The following is a 17,285-nucleotide window of genomic DNA, read 5'->3' as shown; positions in this document are numbered from 1 at the left end:
GAAATGAGTTTGAATCCGAGAGACATCGTGGTGGTCGACGGCGTACGTACCGCCATGGCCAAGGCCAAGAACGGCGCCTTCCGCCACGTGCGCGCCGAGAACCTCTCCGCCGCGGTGATGCAGGCGCTGTTCGATCGCAACGCCAATCTCGACCCGGCCGAGGTCGACGACGTGATCTGGGGCTGCGTCAACCAGACCCTCGAGCAGGCGATGAACATCGCCCGCAACGCGGCGATCATGACCGGCATTCCGCGCACGGTACCGGCCCAGACGGTCAATCGCCTGTGCGGCTCCTCGATGACGGCGCTGCATATCGCCGCGGCCAACATCAAGGCCGGCATGGGCGACTTCTACGTCATCGGCGGCGTGGAGCACATGGAGCACGTGCCCATGACCCATGGCGTCGACGTCAACCCGGCGGCCAGCAAGTATGCCGCCAAGGCGGCCATGATGATGGGCCTGACGGCGGAGCTGCTGGGCAAGATGCACGGCGTCACCCGCGAGGAGCAGGACAGGTTCGGCGTGCGTTCGCACCAGCGCGCCTACGCCGCCAACCAGAAGGGCTACTTCGCCAATGAGATCGTCGGCGTCGAGGGCCACGACGAACGCGGCTTCCGCACGCTGTTCAAGCACGACGAGGTGGTGCGCATCGATGCCTCGCTCGAGGAGATGGCCAAGCTCAAGCCGGTGTTCGACCCGCGCGGGGGCACGGTGTCGGCGGGGACCTCCTCGGCGCTCTCCGTGGGCGCCTCGGCCATGGCGGTGATGAGCTACGAGCGCGCTCGCGCCCTGGGTCTCGAGCCGATTGCCAGGGTGCTCTCCACCGGCGTAGCGGGCTGCGACGCCTCGATCATGGGCTATGGCCCGGTGCCGGCGTCGAAGAAGGCGCTCAAGGCCGCCGGCCTGGCGTCCGAGGACATCCAGACCGTCGAGCTCAACGAGGCCTTCGCCGCCCAGGCGATCCCGGTGCTCAAGGACCTCGGTTTCCTCGATGCCATGGACGAGAAGGTCAACCTCAACGGAGGCGCCATCGCCCTGGGTCACCCGTTGGGCTGCTCCGGCGCGCGCATCTGCACCACGCTGCTCAACGTGATGCGCCAGCAGGACACCACCCTGGGGCTGGCCACCATGTGCATCGGCATGGGGCAGGGGGTGGCGACTGTCTTCGAGCGGCTCAACTAAGCGCCTCGGTAGCGATACCCGCGGCACCTCACGGGGTGCCGCTTATTCTTCCTACAGCACGCCTGCCTCGAGTCCTGCCGCCAGGTAGAGGCCCAGCTCCTCCACCTGTGCTTCGAACTCTGCCTGCCACTCCCCGCGCAGGATCAACGGTGCCTGCACCCAGCGCCAGCGCAGCCCGGTCACGATACTCTCCACCGCACGGCGCGTACCGGTGCCGTCGTGTCCCGCGCGCACGTAGAGCGCGCAGGGCAGGCCCTGTTTTTCCTCCAGCACCGCGTAATAGCTGCGGTCGAAGAAGTCCTTCAGCGCACCGCTCATGTAGCCGAGGTTCTCGGTGGTGCCGAGCAGGATGGCATCGCTGGCGCGGATGTCCTCGGGGCCGGCCTCGAGGGGTGCCTTGACCACCACCTCGACGGCCTCGACATCGGGATGCCCGGCGCCGCGTTCGGCGGCGTCTCGCAGGGTTCGGGTATTGGGGGAGGGCGCGTGCGCCACGATCAGCAGGCGTTTCATGTTTGACAGTCTAACCGCTTTTACCGACGCTGTTTCGGCAGCTTCCCGTTCGCAACCGACAGGAGGATTCCCCCTCATGGCCTTTGCACTTTCGACCATGCAGCTGGAAAGCCCTGCCTTCAAGGCGCATGGCGCCATTCCCGCTCGGCATACCGGAGAGGGCGAGGACGTTTCACCGGCGCTGAGCTGGCGCGTTGCCCCAGCAGGGACCAAGGGCTATGCCATCATCTGCCACGACCCCGACGCGCCACTGGTCCAGCACGGCGGCTATGGCTTCGTTCACTGGCTGCTCTACAACCTGCCGGGCTCCACCTCATCGCTGGCCGAAGGCACCGGCGACGGCACGAGTGGCAAGAACGATTTCGGCAAGCTCGGTTATGGCGGCCCCATGCCGCCGGAGGGCCATGGCGTGCACCATTACTATTTCTGGGTGCTGGCGCTGGACAAGCCGACCGACCTGCCCGAAGGACTAGGCCTCGCGGAGCTGCTCAAGCAGCTCGAGCCCCACCTGCTCGGCATGAACCGCCTGATCGGCACCTACCGCCGCGGCTGACAACCATCGCCCGTGATCCTAACGTTCATGGCAGTCAGGGAGGATTGCAGTGTTCGACTGGCTTTTCCAGCACGGAGACAACGTCTCCGTGCTGACCGATATCGGCACCCTGATCGTCTGGGTGGTCTACGCTCAGCTGCTCTACTTCGGCTTTCGCCGACAGCGCCGGCCGCGCCTGCTGATCAATCGAGGCCGGAAAAAGGCTATCGATGCCCTGTGCATCATCAGCAACATGAGTGCCGAACCGGTCTTCATCCAGCACATCATCGCCGAACTGGAGACCTCGCGCGGCACCGTGCGGATGGATGTGACCGACAGTACCGAAAGCTACTCGCGGGATGATGAAGCGGGTGCCGGCCACTTTTCGTCTGGCTCGAACGACCCTTCGCCCATCGCCCAGGACGGCTCCCATCAGGGCCCGCTAGGGCCCGGCGATTTCGTCCATATCGACAGCTTCGCCGCCCTGACCCAGCGCCTCGCACGCGACGCCGGATTCGAGATGGAGGGAAATCGCCCGCTGCATGGGGTGCTATTCCGCACCTTGACCATTCGCATCATCTGCATCTACGGCTCGGAGGACCTGCCGATCGGCGCCGAGCGCTGCTTCGAATTCGTCGACCAGCAGCCGGGATGCGGACTGGTACCGGCTACCTGGGATACCAAGCGGCTTTCCACGCCCTGGCAGCGTCGCAGGCTCTGTCGGGAGATCGAGCAGTTGAACGAGAAGGACGATCTCTCCTCCTTGGCGCCCGACGCCTGATCGAAACTCGAGGTGCGTCCTTTTTGCGCTGATTACGGTTACTTTTCCCGGCGCAATAGGCCGATACAAAGTCGCTTTGCATGCGAACGATTACGGGGCTAGGTTGGGTTATTACCAGTCGGATGACTGGCGTTTCGCTTGGATTCAAGGAGGAGCATGCGATGAAAGACGATGTACAGGATCTGTTCCCGACGCGATTGGAGCGCAAGTTGGGCATGTTCGAGCGTATCGACCCCGTGGTGCATGCCAGTGGGGCTGAGCGCCGGGATGGTCCGCTGAGCGAGGAGCAGGTGCGCGAATACGAGGAAAAGGGGTTTCTTTCGTTCGAGGGGTTCTTCGACCGCGAGGAGATGGAAGCCTTCATCCAAGAGTTGCGCGACTACGAAGAGGACGACGATCTCAAGCTTTCGGAAGGCACCATTCTCGAGCCGGGGCGACAGGAGATCCGCTCCATCTTCGGCATCCACGAGATCTCCGAGCGCTTCAGCCGGTTGACGCGAGATCCGCGGCTGCTGGCGATGGTCGAGCAGCTGCTCGGCAAGGGCGTGTATATCCACCAGTCACGCATCAACTACAAGCCCGGCTTCAAGGGCAAGGGGTTCGACTGGCATTCCGACTTCGAGACCTGGCACAGCGAGGACGGCATGCCGCGCATGCGTTCGTTGAGCTGCTCGATCGTGCTGACCGACAACGGTGAATTCAACGGCCCGCTGATGCTGATACCCGGCTCGCACCAGTATTTCGTCCCCTGCGTGGGGCGCACGCCTACTGACAACTACAAGGAATCGCTGAAGAGCCAGGACGTGGGCGTGCCCGACAACGCCAGTCTGCGCGAGCTGATGCTCAAGGGAGATATCGAGGCGCCGAAGGGGCCGGCCGGCACCCTGGTCATGTTCGAGTGCAATACCATGCATGGCTCCAACATCAACATGTCCTGCTGGCCGCGCAGCAACCTCTTCTTCGTCTACAACAGTGTCGACAACGGCTTGCTGAATCCCTTCTGCGGCAACCGTCCGCGGCCTGAGTTCCTGGCCAATCGCACGGACTGGGATCCGCTCGAGCCGGTGGGTTGAGGCACCGGCCGGCACGGCAGGCCGACGCCTCCCGTGCCGGCCGAGGCGTCGGCCTGCCGCCTCAGCGATGCGCCTGCACGCGCAACCGAACGTAGTCGGCCGTCCAGTTGCCGTGGCTGTCGCGCAGGCTGGGCGTCAGCAGCGCCAGGGCGTCGTCCAGCACCGCTTCGGCCACTTCCTCATCCAGGCCATGCAGGAAGGGATTGGCAAAGGTGGCGAGCCAGCCGGCCATACCTGTCGGCAGGCGGGTCGGGCGCGGGATCAGTTCGATGGAGTCGACCGTGAATCCGGCCGCTTCGAGGCACTCGCGGTACTCTTCCGGGGTGGGGAAGAACCACGGGAAGCGGGCCTTGCCGCTGATGCCTCGTGCCCTCAGGGCTGCCAGCAGAGCGGTGCAGATGGCCGCCACGTTGCCGTGCCCGCCAAATTCGGCCACGAAGCGCCCGCCCGGCTTCAGCGAACGGTGGATGCTGGCCACCACGGCTTCATGATTGAGCATCCAGTGCAGCGCGGCATTGCTGAACACGGCGTCGAACTCGTGCTCGAAGGGCAGGTTGTGGGCGTCCAGTACCCGGGCGTCGAGTCCTCTTGCCCGGGCTGCCTCGACCATGTCGATGGCGGCGTCGACGCCGACCACGGTGGCGCCGGATTTCGCCAGCTCCTCGGTCAGGGCGCCGTCACCGCAGCCCAGGTCGAGGATGCGCTCGCCGGGGCGAGGGGCAAGCAGCCTGGCCACGGTGTCGCCCAGCCTGGCGACGAAATCGGCGTTGCGGGCGTAGGTGGCGGCATTCCAGTGCTGGCCCGGGGCATTGTGAGGGGCATCGTTCATGTCGAGGCTCCGCGGTGGCGAGCGTAAGTTACGCCCTGTCATGAGCATACTCCAATCCGAGGCTTGCCACCGCCCATCGCGCCCGGCGCCACGGGGGTCACCCGGCCGCCGGCAGTTCGCCCCGCGCGGCAAGCTCCTGGGGCAACAGGGCGGCGTAGACCAGGGCGTGAACCGGCGTCGCCACGCCGACCGAGCGACCCAGGCGCACCACGGCGCCGTTCTGCGATTCCAGCTCCGAAGGCTCGCCGGCCATGATGTTGCGCTGCATGGAGGAGGTGCTCTCGGCCGGCATGGCGTCGATGAACTGCATGGCGCGTGCGACGGCATCGGCGGGAAAGGCGACACCGTGGCCGCGGGCCACCTGGTCGATCTCCTCTAGCATGGCCTGGATCAGCGCTCGCGTTTCCGGCAGCTGGCGCGAGACGCCGATCGGGGCGCGCGTGATACTGCCGATGCCGCTCATGGCACAGATGAACAGGAACTTGCTCCACTGGGCGACGCGGATGTCGTCGGGGATCTCGGCGCTGACCCCGTGAACTCTATCGAAGACGTCCTTGAGCCGCGCCGTGCGTGCGCTGCTGTGGTTGTCGCGCTCGCCGAAGCGGATGAACGGATCCACGCCGGCATGGCGAATGTGGCCCGGTGCCTCGCGCCAGGCCAGGATGCCGCACAGGCCTTCGAGCACCGGAGCCTCACCCAGCACGTCGGCCAGAATGTCGGCGGCCTCGACGCCGTTCTCCAGCGGCAGCACCAAGGTGTCGGGCCCCACCAGCGGGCGTATCGACTCGGCCGCCTCGCGCACCTGCCACGCCTTGACGGCCACGATCACGCAGTCCACCTCGCCCAGCGTGGCGGGGTCGTCCGTGGCCTTGACCTTGCCCAGCGCGACGTCCCCCTTGATGCTGCTCACACGCAAGCCCCGCTCCCGCATCGCAGCGAGATGCTCGCCGCGGGCGATGAACGTGACATCTTCCCCCGCTTCGGCCAGTCGCGCGCCGAAATAGCCGCCGACGCCGCCGCTCCCCATGATGACGAATCTCATAGCGTCTCCTGTCTGCTGCCGCTTCTCGATACCTCGGGTCACCCGTTTCTCGGAGCATAGTGGCAAAGTCGCCGTCTGTACCGCTCCGCCTGACTCTTGCGGCGATATCCGAGGAGGCCGCACGCTCGCCCGGTTGTCCTGGGTCATGGCAGGCTGCCATCGTGCTGCCCAAGCGGAGGCGAATGGGGCAGACTGAGTATTGCACCGGCCAGGACGATCCGACCATGATCCGTACCCGATCCAGCCCCGTGACCAGCGAAGGCCCCGGCGATGAGGCGGCGATCCCGCTCGCGCTGTGTCGCGTGGCCATCGACACCTACCGGGAGAACGTCGCCTACCTGCACCGCGAGTGCGACCTGTATCGCGCCGAGGGCTTCCAGGCGCTGTCCAAGATCGAGGTGCGGGCCAACGGTCGGCGCATCCTGGCGACCCTGAACGTGGTCGACGACGTCGCCATCGTCGGCCACACCCAGCTGGGCCTCTCCGAGGATGCCTTCTCCCTGCTCGGGGTGGAGGAGGGACAGGCGGTCAGCGTCTCCCAGGCGGAGCCACCTGCCTCGATCCCGGCCCTGCGCCGCAAGATCGCGGGTGAGCGGCTTTCACGTCAGGATTTCCGCGAGATCGTGCAGGACATCGCCGAGCTGCGCTACTCGAAGATCGAGCTGACGGCATTCGTGGTGGCCTGCGAGCTGGGCGAGCTCGACCGCGAGGAGATCTTCTACCTCAGCGATGCCATGGGCCGGGTGGGGCGACGGCTCGACTGGCACGAGCATCCGGTGGTCGACAAGCACTGCATCGGCGGCATCCCGGGCAACCGCACCTCGATGCTGGTGGTACCCATCGTGGCGGCCCATGGCCTGCTGTGCCCCAAGACCTCGTCGCGCGCGATCACCTCGCCTTCGGGCACCGCCGACACCATGGAGGTGCTGGCCAAGGTCGAGGTGCCCTTCGACGAGCTGGGCGAGCTAGTGCGTACTCACCGGGGCTGTGTGGCCTGGGGCGGGACCAGCGAGCTCTCGCCGGCCGATGACGTGCTGATCGCGGTGGAGCGGCCGCTCTCCATCGACTCGCCGGGGCAGATGGTCGCCTCCATCCTGTCGAAGAAGGTGGCCGCCGGCTCGACCCATCTGCTGCTCGACATCCCCATCGGGCCCCACGCCAAGGTTCGCTCCATGCCGGAGGCGCGTCGCTTGCGCAAGCTGTTCGAGTTCGTGGCCGGCCGCATGGGGCTGGTGCTGGACGTGGTGATCACCGATGGCAGCCAACCGATCGGACGCGGCATCGGGCCCGTGCTGGAGGCTCGCGACGTGATGCGAGTGCTCACCAACCATCCCGATGCTCCCATGGACCTGCGCCAGAAGTCGCTGCGCCTGGCTGGGCGGATGCTGGAGTTCGACCCCGACGTCCGCGGCGGGGACGGCTTCTCCATCGCCCGCGACATCCTCGACTCCGGCCGCGCGCTGGAGAAGATGCAGGCGATCATTCGTGCCCAGGGCGAGAAGCCATTCGACCTCGACCGTCCCGAGCTGGCGCCGCATCGCTTCGAGGTACCGGCACCCCGGGGCGGTGTCGTCACCGCCATCGACAACCTGCGCCTGGCGCGGATCGCTCGCCTGGCGGGGGCCCCCAAGGCCAAGGGGGCCGGGGTCGACCTGCTGGCCCAGATCGGCGACCGGGTCGAGCAGGGCCAGCCGCTCTACCGCGTGCATGCCGCCTTCCGCAGTGAGCGCGGCTTCGCCCATCAATGCAGCGAACGGGATAGCGGCTACAGTATCGGGCAGCATGACCAGATCCAGCGCCTCAACGTGGAGTTCTGATGGACGCCGCCTTGCTCTATTTCGATGAGGAATCCGTTCCCGCCACACGCCTGGCGTCGGCGGCCGGCCTCGAGGCCCGGCCGGTCGGTCGTCACCGTTTCCCCGACGCGGAGCTGTGCCTGCGGCTGCCCCCCGGCGTGCTGCCCGCCTCGTTGATCCTCTATCGCAGCCTGGACCGCCCCAACGACAAGCTGGTCGAACTGATGCTGCTCGCTCGGCATGCGCGCGAGCAGGGGGTGGAGCGCCTGGTGCTGGTGGCGCCCTACCTGGCCTACATGCGCCAGGACGCGGCCTTCCAGCCGGGGGAGCTGGTCAGCCAGCGACTCGTCGGCGGTTTCCTCGCCGAGCTGTTCGACGCCGTGATCACCGTCGACCCGCACCTGCATCGCATTGAACGACTCGACCAGGCGATACCGTTGCGCCATGCCATAGCGCTTCCCGGTGCCCCGGCGCTGGCCGAGGCGATCGCCGACCGGCGGCGCGATGCCCTGCTGCTGGGCCCCGATGCGGAATCGTTGCAGTGGGTGGAGCAGGCCGCCGGGGCGTCAGGGCTCGACTATGGCGTGTGTCGCAAAACGCGCCACGGCGACCGCGATGTCGAGATCACGTTGCCCGACCTGGCGATCGTCGGGCGTCGCGTCGTGCTGCTGGACGATGTCGCCAGCTCCGGCCGAACCCTGGCCCGGGCCGCCGCCAAGGTACTGGCCGCTGGGGCGTTGAGCGTCGACGTGGCGGTGACCCATGCGCTGTTTGCCGGCGATGGCCTGAGCGTCGTCCGCCGGGCCGGGGTGGGGGAGGTCTGGAGTACCGACACCATTGTCCATGAGAGCAATGCCGTGGCCATGGCCCCCCATCTCGCCCGAGCCCTCGGGCAGGTGCTCGGGAACCCGGCGGGGGACTAGCCAAGCGGCGCAGGACCACGTAAAACGCACCGCAACGACGAGCCAACCCCGGGAGCATGAAATGCCTGGTATCCGGTTTTCCAGCGCGCTATTCCTGGCGCTGTTCTTGAGTGGCTGTGGCGGGCGATCGGCTCAGCAGGCCGAACCGGTCGCCGCCGACCCTGCCCGCACGCAATCCGAACAGTCCGAGCAGGCTGTGCCGCGCGAGCCGGCGACGCCCCTGGTGGCCGCCAGTCGCCACGAGCGCTTCTGGTTGCCGCCGCTCTTCGCGTCGCAAGAGGACGAGGTCCACTACTACATCAGCCGCCTCGCCGACAGGCGCTTCATCGATGTCTACGGTGGCACCGAGCATCCGCGGGTCTGGTACATCGCGGCGGAGCGCCTGGGCCAGATCGGCGAACCGGCAGTCCCGCTGCTGTTCACGCTGCTCGATACCGGCAACGAGTACGAACTGATGCTGGCGCTGTATGCGCTGCAGCTGGCCACCCAGGATCCGCGGCTGATGGCTCGAACCGGCGGCGACTACGTGCGCCTCACCACGGCGCTGGATGAAAACGCCAACGCGGAGAACCGGCGCATCGCGCTGGAGTGGTGGCAGCGCCACGGCTGGCGCTTGCGCTGAGGCACGACCGGCCGCTGCCTGGGGGCGACGGCACGGCATCCGGAGACGATCAGGGCGAGGCCTGGCGGCCCGGCGGCAGGCAGGCGGGCAGGGCGTCGCGCAGCGAGCGCGGCAGGATGTCGAGATCGGCGAAGGTGCCGACGCCTTCACCGACCGTGTTGTCCTCGGCCATCATGAAGACCTGGTCCCGGGTCAGCGGTGGCTCCGCCAGCGGCGACGCCAGCAGGGCGGCGAGGTGCCACAGCGGGAAGGGGACGGGCACCAGCCTGCGCTCGCGCTCCAGGTGCGCCATGACCAGCTCGAGTATCTCGCGATAGCTCAGGATATCCAGGCCGCCCAGTTCGAACAGCCTTCGCTCGGGCGGCGCGGCTCCCATCAGGCGCACGATCGCCCTCGCCACGTCCACCACATGCACCGGCTGAAGCTTCGTCTCGCCGTGCCCGAAGAGCGGGATGACGGGCAGCCGCGTCAGGTCCACCAGGCGCTGAAGAAAGGCGTCGTCGGGCCCGAACATGACGCTCGGGCGCAGGATCACCGCCTTCGGGTAGGCATCGACGACGGCCGTTTCGCCGCGCCCGCGTGCCCTGACGTAGCGCGAGCGCGACGAGGGGCGGGCGCCGATACCCGAAAGCTGGACGAGGGTCTCGACGCCCTGGGCGCTGGCCAGGCGCGCCAGGCGTCCGGCCCCTTCGACGTGCACCTGCTCGAAGCTGGCTTGGCGGCGCTCGACGTAGAGGCTCACGGCATTGACCGCGCCGAGCGCCCCCTCGAGGGCGCGCCGCACGTCGCGCTCGCTGCGAATGTCGACGCTCATCGGCTCCAGGGGATCACCGGGTTCGGCCCACGCCGGGAGCGCAGGACGGCGTGCCGCGATGCGGACCGCATGGCCGGCATCGCACAGTTCCTGCACCACGTGACGACCGAGAAAGCCGGTTCCGCCGAATACGGTAATGGGGGCCTTCGCCATGCTGTCTCCCTGATGGGGGTGCCGCCGTCGCCTGGCATCACTGGGCCGGCAGGGGGAGCGAGCCGTTCTCCTTGACGGCGCGTATCGAGAAGCTGCTGTCCACGGTGCTGACCATCGGCAGTTCGCGGAATTGTCGCAGCCACTGCTCGAAGGCGTCCATATCCGTCGTGATCACCTGCAGCAGGTAGTCGAAGTGGCCGGAAACGCTGTGGCACTGGATCACTTCCGGCATGTCTCGCACCCTGGCCTCGAATTCTTCCACCCGTTCCTGCTGATGCTGGTCGAGCTTGACCTGCACGTAGACCTGGATCGTCAGGCCGAGCCGGGCCTTGTCCAGTTCGGCGCGGTAGCGCGTGATCATCCCGGCCTGCTCGAGCCGGCGAATGCGGCGAGCGCAAGGGGAGGGGGAGAGGTTCACGAGTTCTGCCAGCTCGGCGGTGGTCAGACGGGCGTCCTGCTGGAGGGCTTCGAGCAGCATGCGGTCGATGCGGTCGAGTTTGAGATTGCGCATGGGGTGCCTCGTCAATGTGGCGTTCAGGGGTTCCTTGGCCGATACCGCTAACCATCTATGCAAGTCTGGCGAATCCTGCCCGTGCTCGCCAGTTCTCAAGCAAGTGCGAGCCCATCGCGAGCCGCGGGGCATGGCCAGGCAGCGCAGGGCGGCGGTCGAGCGTTGAGAGCGGCTGAGGTCGTTTCGCCCCGGGTTGTATACACTGCGAAAAAATATAAGCTTCCTAATGGGCGCTGCCGGACCGGGTAGGGGGAACGACATGACAGGCATGAGCGACATGGTGGGCGCCTGGCGTGACATGGAGCAGCGCTGGCAGTCGTGTCCGCCCCTGCTGCGCCATGCCAGCCAGGTGCTGGTGCTGGCACTGTTGCTGCTGTTGGGCACGGCGCTGGTCTACGTCACCGGCGGCACCCAGTACGCTTACCCCTACCTGATGCTGATCCCCGTGCTGCTGGCAGGAGCCTGGTATACCTGGTATGGCTCCTTGCTCGTGGCGTTCGCGGCCGGCCTGCTGATGGCGGCGATACCCCTCTCGGTGGCCACCGGCGAGCCCCAGGCGACCCTCAACTGGGTAATTCGCCTCGGGCTCTACCTCGTCATCGGTGGCTTTGCCGGGGGCCTGTTCGAGCGCCTGAGGCAGAGCTACCTCAATGTCGAGCTGGCATCGCGCACCGACCCCCGCGCGGGGCTTCCCAATGACATCGCGCTGGAGGCGGACCTGTCACGCTGGCTGAAGCGTTCGCCGCGCCAGGATGGTCGGGGCATCGGGGTGGTGCTGGTGCGCGTCGAGGACATCGGCGAGATCATGGAGGCCCTGGGGGCGGATGCCTCCGATGAGCTGATGGTGGCGATCAGCCGGCGCCTGGCCCAGTTGGGGCCCAACCTCCATGGCAGCTATCGCGTCAGCGGTGCCGAGCTGGCGCTGCTGTTCTGGCCGGTGGGGTTCAAGGAGCTGGAGCGCCTGGCGCACCAGGTGGTGGAGCTGGGCGAGGACAATCTGGTGGCGCTGGGCGTGCCGCTGCGTGTGCAACTGGTGCTGGGCAGCTCGCTGCAGGGCGCCGGTAGCGTGACCCCCGGCAGCCTGATTCGCGAGGCGCGAATCGCCATGCTGGCCGCCTCCGAGAAGCATCGTGCGCACTGCCATTTCCAGCCCTCCTTCGCCCGCCGCAGCTTGCAGAACATCCGCCTCATCGCCCGGGTCCGCCGCGGCCTGGCCCAGGGGGAGTTCGAGCTGCACTACCAGCCCAAGCTGCACCTGGCGAGCGACCGGGTCAGCGGCTTCGAGGGGCTGATACGCTGGCGTGACGAGAGTGGCGCCCTGATCGCGCCTGGCATGTTCATGCCCAAGGTCGAGAACACCACCCTGATTGCGCCGGTGACCCGGTTCGTCATGAACGAGGCCTGTCGCTTCGCTCGCCGCCATGGCGGCAGGGTGAGCATCAACTTCTCGGTGCGCAACCTGATGGACGACGAACTATTGGAGGAGCTCAATCGGCTCGTGGAGGAGGCGGGGATCCACCCCTCGCAGCTCGAGGTGGAAGTGACCGAGAGCGCCCTGGTGAACGATCTCTTCGCCGCCAAGCAGGCGCTGGAGCGGATTCGCGGCTACGGCATCCAGGTCAGCATCGACGACTTCGGCACCGGCTTCTCCTCCTTCGAGTACCTGCGCCACCTGCCCATCACCGGTCTCAAGATCGATCGCGCCTTTGTCGAGGGGCTGGACAAGGACGTGAGGGCCCGCAAGCTGATGGCCTGCCTGATCGAGGTGGGGCATGCGCTCGACCTGGAAGTCACCGCCGAGGGCGTCGAGACCCAGGGCCAGCATCGTATCCTTCAGGAACTGGGCTGTGACCAGGCCCAGGGCTTTCTCTATGCCAAGGCCCTGCCCGTCGAGGAGCTGCTGGCCTGGCACCACGAGCGCGAGCAGCATCGGCGGCAGGGCGAGACGCCCATCCCCCGTCGCTAAGCCGACCCCTGCCGCCTCGCTGAGACTCCCTTGTCCTGCTCGTCCCACGAGCCCGTCGCGGGGTCGTCTCGATAGTGCCTGTAAATGAGAATGATTGAGTTTGTTATGTGATCGGCGGCGAACGTGCCGCCATCTTGGCGCTTTGGCGCTTCCCTGCCGCGGGGGGACTTCACATCGAATCCATACAGGACTAAAATGGTCCCAAATGGAGCGCGGGCCTTCGCCACGTGTCCGTGACACTCAGGAGTCAGGCATGCTGAAGCTTTCACGGCTGACAGACTACGCCGCCGTTATCCTGGCGCAGATCGCCAGGCATCCCGAGCAGCCCCATGCGGCGGCGGAGCTGGCCGAGACCGTGCAACTGCCGCATCCCACGGTCAGCAAGACCTTGAAGATGCTGGTCAAGGCCGGGCTTCTGGAGTCGCGTCGCGGCGCCCAGGGTGGCTACTCCCTGGCACGGCCGGCCTCGCGGATCACGGCCATCGACATCATCACCGCGATCGAGGGACCGGTGGCGATGACGGAGTGCAGCCACGCTGAGGGCGACTGCGACCTGCTGGCAACCTGCGGCGTCTCCGACAACTGGCAGCGTGTGTCGCTGGCCGTGCGCACCCTGCTCGACAGCGTGACCCTGGCCCACCTGGCCGACACCGCGCCGATCAAGCTGCCGGTGCAGCTACCCATACAGAGCGTGAGCCTGGCCGCCGACACGGCCTGAGCCAGCGAACCGGATTCATTACCCGAGGCGAGTACGCTCGCCGGCCTAACCGCCCGGGAGGGGAGAGACCATGGCAAGTCAGGAAATGGAACAGCTTGTCCGCCGCGAATACAAAGAGGGGTTCGTGACGGATATCGAGAGCGATACGGTACCGCCGGGGCTCGACGAGAGCGTGATCGCCTTCATTTCCAACAAGAAGGGCGAGCCGGAGTGGATGCTCGAATGGCGTCTCAAGGCCTACCACCAGTGGCTCAAGATGACGCCGCCCTCCTGGGCGCACCTGGAGTATCCGCCGATCGACTACCAGGCGATCTCCTACTACAGCGCGCCCAAGCGCCCCGAGGATCGCCCGCAGAGCCTCGACGAGGTCGACCCCAAGCTGCTCGAGACCTACGAGAAGCTGGGCATCCCGCTGCACGAACGCGCCGCCCTGGCCGGCGTGGCGGTGGATGCGGTGTTCGACTCCGTGTCGGTGACCACCACCTTCAAGGAGAAGCTGCACGAGGCGGGGGTGATCTTCTGCTCGATCTCCGAGGCGATCCGCGACTACCCGGAGCTGATCAAGCAGTACCTGGGCACCGTGGTGCCCCAGGCTGACAACTATTTCGCCGCGCTCAACTCGGCGGTGTTCACCGACGGCTCCTTCGTCTTCGTGCCCAAGGGCGTGACCTGCCCGATGGAACTCTCCACCTATTTCCGCATCAACGCCGCCAACACCGGGCAGTTCGAGCGCACCCTGATCATCTGCGAGGAGGGCGCCCAGGTCTCCTACCTGGAGGGCTGCACCGCGCCGATGCGCGACGAGAACCAGCTCCACGCCGCGGTGGTCGAGCTGGTGGCGCTGGACGACGCCTACATCAAGTACTCCACAGTGCAGAACTGGTATCCCGGTGACGAGGACGGCAAGGGCGGCATCTACAATTTCGTCACCAAGCGTGGCGACTGCCGCGGCGATCGCTCGCGCATCAGCTGGACCCAGGTCGAGACCGGCTCCGCCATCACCTGGAAGTATCCCTCCTGCGTGCTGCGCGGGAAGGACAGCATCGGCGAGTTCTATTCCGTGGCGGTGACCAATGGCCGTCAGCAGGCCGACACCGGCACCAAGATGATCCACATCGGCGAGGGCACCCGCTCCTACATCGTCTCCAAGGGCATCTCCGCCGGTCGCAGCAACCAGTCCTACCGTGGGCTGGTCAAGATCGGGCCGCGGGCCAAGGGGGCGCGCAACTTCACCCAGTGCGACTCGCTGCTGATCGGCGACCAGTGCGGCGCCCACACCTTCCCCTATCAGGAGATCGGCAACAGCACCGCGACCATCGAGCACGAGGCGACCACCTCGAAGATCGGCGAGGACCAGCTGTTCTACTGCCAGAGCCGGGGGATCTCCGAGGAGGATGCGGTGAGCATGATCGTCAACGGCTTCTGCAAGGACGTGTTCCAGGAGCTGCCGATGGAGTTTGCCGTGGAGGCCGAGGCGCTCCTGAACGTCACCCTGGAAGGTGCCGTGGGTTAAAGCGCTTTGGCGAAGGAAACGGCTACGCGACGCCTGTACGGCGTTGAGCGCGGATTCGAGAATGCTCATTTACAGTCGTAAACTCCGCTACTCTCTTCCGCGCTCGCCTTGTCCAGACGCCGCTCGCTCGTTTCGCTGGGCTGGATGAATTATTTTTCGGGTCGCTTTACGGCTCGCCAGAATCGAAAAGGTACTCAAGATGCTCGAAGTCAAGGATCTGCACGTCAAGGTGGAAGGCAAGAACATCCTCAAGGGTCTGAGCCTGACCATCAACGCCGGCGAAGTCCACGCCATCATGGGCCCCAACGGCGCCGGCAAGTCGACCCTGTCGGCCGTGATCGCCGGCAAGGAGGGCTACGAGGTGACCGCCGGTTCGATCACCTTCGAGGGCCAGGACGTGCTGGAGATGGAGGTCGAGGAGCGCGCCCAGGCGGGCCTGCTGCTGGGCTTCCAGTACCCGGTGGAGATCCCCGGCGTGAAGAACATCTACCTGCTCAAGGCGGCGCTCAATGCCCAGCGCGAGGCGCGCGGCGAGGGCGAGATCCCGGCACCGGAGTTCATGAAGCTGGTCAAGGAGAAGCTGGCACAGATGAAGATGGACGCCAGCTTCCTCCAGCGCGCCGTCAACGAGGGCTTCTCGGGCGGCGAGAAGAAGCGCAACGAGATCCTGCAGATGCTGGTGCTGCAGCCGAAGCTCGCCATGCTCGACGAGATCGACTCCGGTCTCGACATCGATGCCATGCGCGTGGTGGCCGACGGCGTCAACTCGCTGCGTGACGAGAAGCGCGCCATCCTGCTGGTGACTCACTATCAACGCCTGCTCGACTATATCGTGCCCGATCGCGTGCACGTGCTGGTTGACGGTCGCATCGCCAAGAGCGGCGACGCCGAGCTGGCCAAGGAGCTGGAATCCCGCGGTTACGACTGGGTGGTGGAGGAAACGGCGGCATGACTGACGTCCAGAGCGAAGTGACGGCCTTTCTCGCGCGCCTCGACGAGCGCAATGCCACGCGCGGCGCCGAGCCAACCTGGATCGCCGCCCGCCGCCAGGCCGGCGCGGCGCGCTTCGAGGCGCTCGGTTTTCCCACTCGCCGCGACGAGGCGTGGAAATACACCGACGTACGCGCCATTGCCAGGGGCGATTTCGCGCTCACCGACAGCGCCGACTTCTCGCCGCCCTCGGCCGCCGCGCTGACCCTTCCGCTGGAGGCTCATCGGCTGACCTTCGTCGACGGCGTCTTCTCCGCGGCGCTCTCCGATTTGGGCGAGCTGCCGCGCGGCGTGGCGGTGCTGCCGCTGTCCCAGGCGCTGGCCGAGAATCACGAGGCCGTGGGCGGCCCGCTGGGGCGGTTGACGGGTGTCGAGTTCTCGCCGTTCTCGGCACTCAACACCGCCTTCATGGAGGAGGGCGCCGTGGTGCGCCTGGCGCCGGGCAGCGTGGTGGAGAAGCCGATCCTGCTGCAGTTCCTGTCGCGGGCCAACGGCAAGCCGGTGATGAGCCACCCGCGCATCCTGGTCGAGGCCGGCTCGCGCAGCCAGGCGACGCTGATCGAGCATCACGTGGGCGAGAGCGAGGCGGCCAACTTCACCAACCTGGTGGCCGAACTGATGCTCGATCGTGGCGCGATCCTGACCCACTACAAGCTGCAGGAAGCCGCGCTCGGCGATCTGCACGTGGCCAGCATCCACGTCGAGCAGGGCCGCGACAGCCGCTACACCTCGTTCAACCTGAACCTGGGTGGCAGCCTGGTGCGCAACGACCTGATCGGCGAACTCAACGGCGAAGGCGCCGAGGCCAATTTCTATGGGCTGTTCTACGGCCAGGGCCGTCAGCATATCGACAACCATACCCTGGCCAACCACAACGCCCCGCGTACCTTCTCCAACGAGAACTACAAGGGCATCCTCGACGACCGCGCCCGCGGCGTGTTCAACGGCAAGGTGGTGGTCAAGCGCGACAGCCAGAAGATCGAGGGCTTCCAGAGCAACGCCAACCTGCTGCTCTCCGACCGTGCCGAGATCGACGCCAAGCCGGAACTCGAGATCTACGCCGACGACGTCAAGTGCTCCCACGGCACCACCACCGGCCAGCTCGACGAGGAGGCGGTCTACGCCCTGCGCACCCGCGGCATCGACGAGCAGACCGCCCGCGGCCTGCTGACCCTGGCCTTCGCCGGCGAGGTGATGGAGCTGGTCGACCTGGACGCCATCTCCGAGCGGGTGGAGCTGGCGGTGGCCGGCAAGCTGCCGGAGCGCTTTAACCTGGCCGGGCTGGTGGAAGCCTCCATGGCCCTGCACGACGAGTGAGCGAGGAGAG

The 17,285-nt window shown here is 66.6% G+C and carries 17 protein-coding genes; 12 read left to right on the top strand and 5 right to left on the bottom strand.

The features are described from left to right. Positions 1–3: 3 nt before the first annotated feature. Entirely contained in the window at positions 4–1,182 is a 1,179-nt protein-coding gene (gene fadA, locus DIS04_RS15615) for an acetyl-CoA C-acyltransferase FadA (RefSeq protein ID WP_111414708.1), read from the top strand. Positions 1,183–1,233: 51 nt separating this feature from the next. Here the strand turns inward: fadA and DIS04_RS15610 are convergent, their stop codons facing one another. Then, positions 1,234–1,695 carry a flavodoxin family protein gene (locus tag DIS04_RS15610; protein ID WP_111414707.1) on the bottom strand — a complete coding sequence of 154 codons (462 nt, stop codon included), beginning with the start codon at positions 1,693–1,695 and terminating at the stop codon, positions 1,234–1,236. Between the two features lie 76 nt (positions 1,696–1,771). Here DIS04_RS15610 and DIS04_RS15605 point away from each other — a divergent pair, with 76 nt between their 5' ends. From DIS04_RS15605 to thpD, 3 genes are all read left to right on the top strand, one after another. Further along, positions 1,772–2,248: a YbhB/YbcL family Raf kinase inhibitor-like protein gene (locus tag DIS04_RS15605; RefSeq protein WP_111414706.1), complete on the top strand. Its 477-nt coding sequence runs from the start codon at positions 1,772–1,774 to the stop codon at positions 2,246–2,248. Positions 2,249–2,297: 49 nt separating this feature from the next. Further along, positions 2,298–3,008 carry a hypothetical protein gene (locus DIS04_RS15600; RefSeq protein ID WP_111414705.1) on the top strand — a complete coding sequence of 237 codons (711 nt, stop codon included), beginning with the start codon at positions 2,298–2,300 and terminating at the stop codon, positions 3,006–3,008. Between the two features lie 161 nt (positions 3,009–3,169). Next, on the top strand, positions 3,170–4,081 hold the full coding sequence (gene thpD, locus DIS04_RS15595) for an ectoine hydroxylase (RefSeq protein WP_111414704.1): 912 nt from the start codon (positions 3,170–3,172) through the stop codon (positions 4,079–4,081). Between the two features lie 61 nt (positions 4,082–4,142). On the opposite strand, the gene DIS04_RS15590 is transcribed toward thpD, so the two are convergent. After that, positions 4,143–4,910, bottom strand: a complete 768-nt coding sequence (locus DIS04_RS15590; RefSeq protein ID WP_111414703.1) for a class I SAM-dependent methyltransferase — start codon at positions 4,908–4,910, stop codon at positions 4,143–4,145. 97 nt (positions 4,911–5,007) lie between these two features. Further along, a complete protein-coding gene (locus DIS04_RS15585; protein WP_111414702.1) occupies positions 5,008–5,952 on the bottom strand; it encodes a 2-dehydropantoate 2-reductase in 945 nt (314 codons plus the stop codon). A gap of 224 nt (positions 5,953–6,176) precedes the next feature. On the opposite strand from DIS04_RS15585, the gene DIS04_RS15580 reads away from it, so the two are divergent. The 3 genes from DIS04_RS15580 (at position 6,177) to DIS04_RS15570 (ending at position 9,293) form a co-directional block, all read left to right on the top strand. Beyond that, the gene (locus DIS04_RS15580) at positions 6,177–7,769 is read left to right on the top strand and encodes a thymidine phosphorylase family protein (protein WP_111414701.1); all 1,593 of its coding nucleotides are present in this window, start codon (positions 6,177–6,179) and stop codon (positions 7,767–7,769) included. Continuing rightward, a complete protein-coding gene (locus DIS04_RS15575; protein WP_111414700.1) occupies positions 7,769–8,671 on the top strand; it encodes a ribose-phosphate diphosphokinase in 903 nt (300 codons plus the stop codon). Before DIS04_RS15580 ends, DIS04_RS15575 begins: the two co-directional genes overlap by 1 nt. A gap of 61 nt (positions 8,672–8,732) precedes the next feature. Beyond that, positions 8,733–9,293 carry a hypothetical protein gene (locus DIS04_RS15570; RefSeq protein WP_111414699.1) on the top strand — a complete coding sequence of 187 codons (561 nt, stop codon included), beginning with the start codon at positions 8,733–8,735 and terminating at the stop codon, positions 9,291–9,293. Between the two features lie 49 nt (positions 9,294–9,342). On the opposite strand, the gene DIS04_RS15565 is transcribed toward DIS04_RS15570, so the two are convergent. Then, entirely contained in the window at positions 9,343–10,260 is a 918-nt protein-coding gene (locus DIS04_RS15565; RefSeq protein ID WP_111414698.1) for a complex I NDUFA9 subunit family protein, read from the bottom strand. Positions 10,261–10,297: 37 nt separating this feature from the next. Continuing rightward, positions 10,298–10,771, bottom strand: coding sequence for an Lrp/AsnC family transcriptional regulator (locus DIS04_RS15560; protein ID WP_111414697.1), 474 nt, complete (start codon positions 10,769–10,771; stop codon positions 10,298–10,300). 259 nt (positions 10,772–11,030) lie between these two features. On the opposite strand from DIS04_RS15560, the gene DIS04_RS15555 reads away from it, so the two are divergent. The 5 genes from DIS04_RS15555 to sufD all read left to right on the top strand — a co-directional run bounded on the left by DIS04_RS15555 (position 11,031) and on the right by sufD (position 17,275). After that, on the top strand, positions 11,031–12,737 hold the full coding sequence (locus tag DIS04_RS15555; protein WP_162623097.1) for a putative bifunctional diguanylate cyclase/phosphodiesterase: 1,707 nt from the start codon (positions 11,031–11,033) through the stop codon (positions 12,735–12,737). A gap of 253 nt (positions 12,738–12,990) precedes the next feature. Next, positions 12,991–13,455, top strand: coding sequence for an SUF system Fe-S cluster assembly regulator (locus DIS04_RS15550; RefSeq protein WP_111414695.1), 465 nt, complete (start codon positions 12,991–12,993; stop codon positions 13,453–13,455). Positions 13,456–13,525: 70 nt separating this feature from the next. Next, entirely contained in the window at positions 13,526–14,968 is a 1,443-nt protein-coding gene (sufB, locus tag DIS04_RS15545; RefSeq protein ID WP_111414694.1) for a Fe-S cluster assembly protein SufB, read from the top strand. A gap of 199 nt (positions 14,969–15,167) precedes the next feature. Then, complete coding sequence (sufC, locus tag DIS04_RS15540) at positions 15,168–15,920, top strand: Fe-S cluster assembly ATPase SufC (RefSeq protein ID WP_111414693.1); 753 nt, start codon at positions 15,168–15,170, stop codon at positions 15,918–15,920. Further along, positions 15,917–17,275 carry a Fe-S cluster assembly protein SufD gene (gene sufD / locus DIS04_RS15535; protein ID WP_245904581.1) on the top strand — a complete coding sequence of 453 codons (1,359 nt, stop codon included), beginning with the start codon at positions 15,917–15,919 and terminating at the stop codon, positions 17,273–17,275. The genes sufC and sufD overlap by 4 nt, the downstream gene beginning before the upstream one ends. Positions 17,276–17,285: the final 10 nt, after the last annotated feature.

It is taken from the genome of Billgrantia lactosivorans (assembly GCF_003254665.1).
GTDB classification, from domain to species: Bacteria; Pseudomonadota; Gammaproteobacteria; order Pseudomonadales; family Halomonadaceae; genus Halomonas; species Halomonas lactosivorans.
Note: the sequence above shows the minus strand (reverse complement) of the source record. Positions and strands in the feature narration are given on the sequence as shown.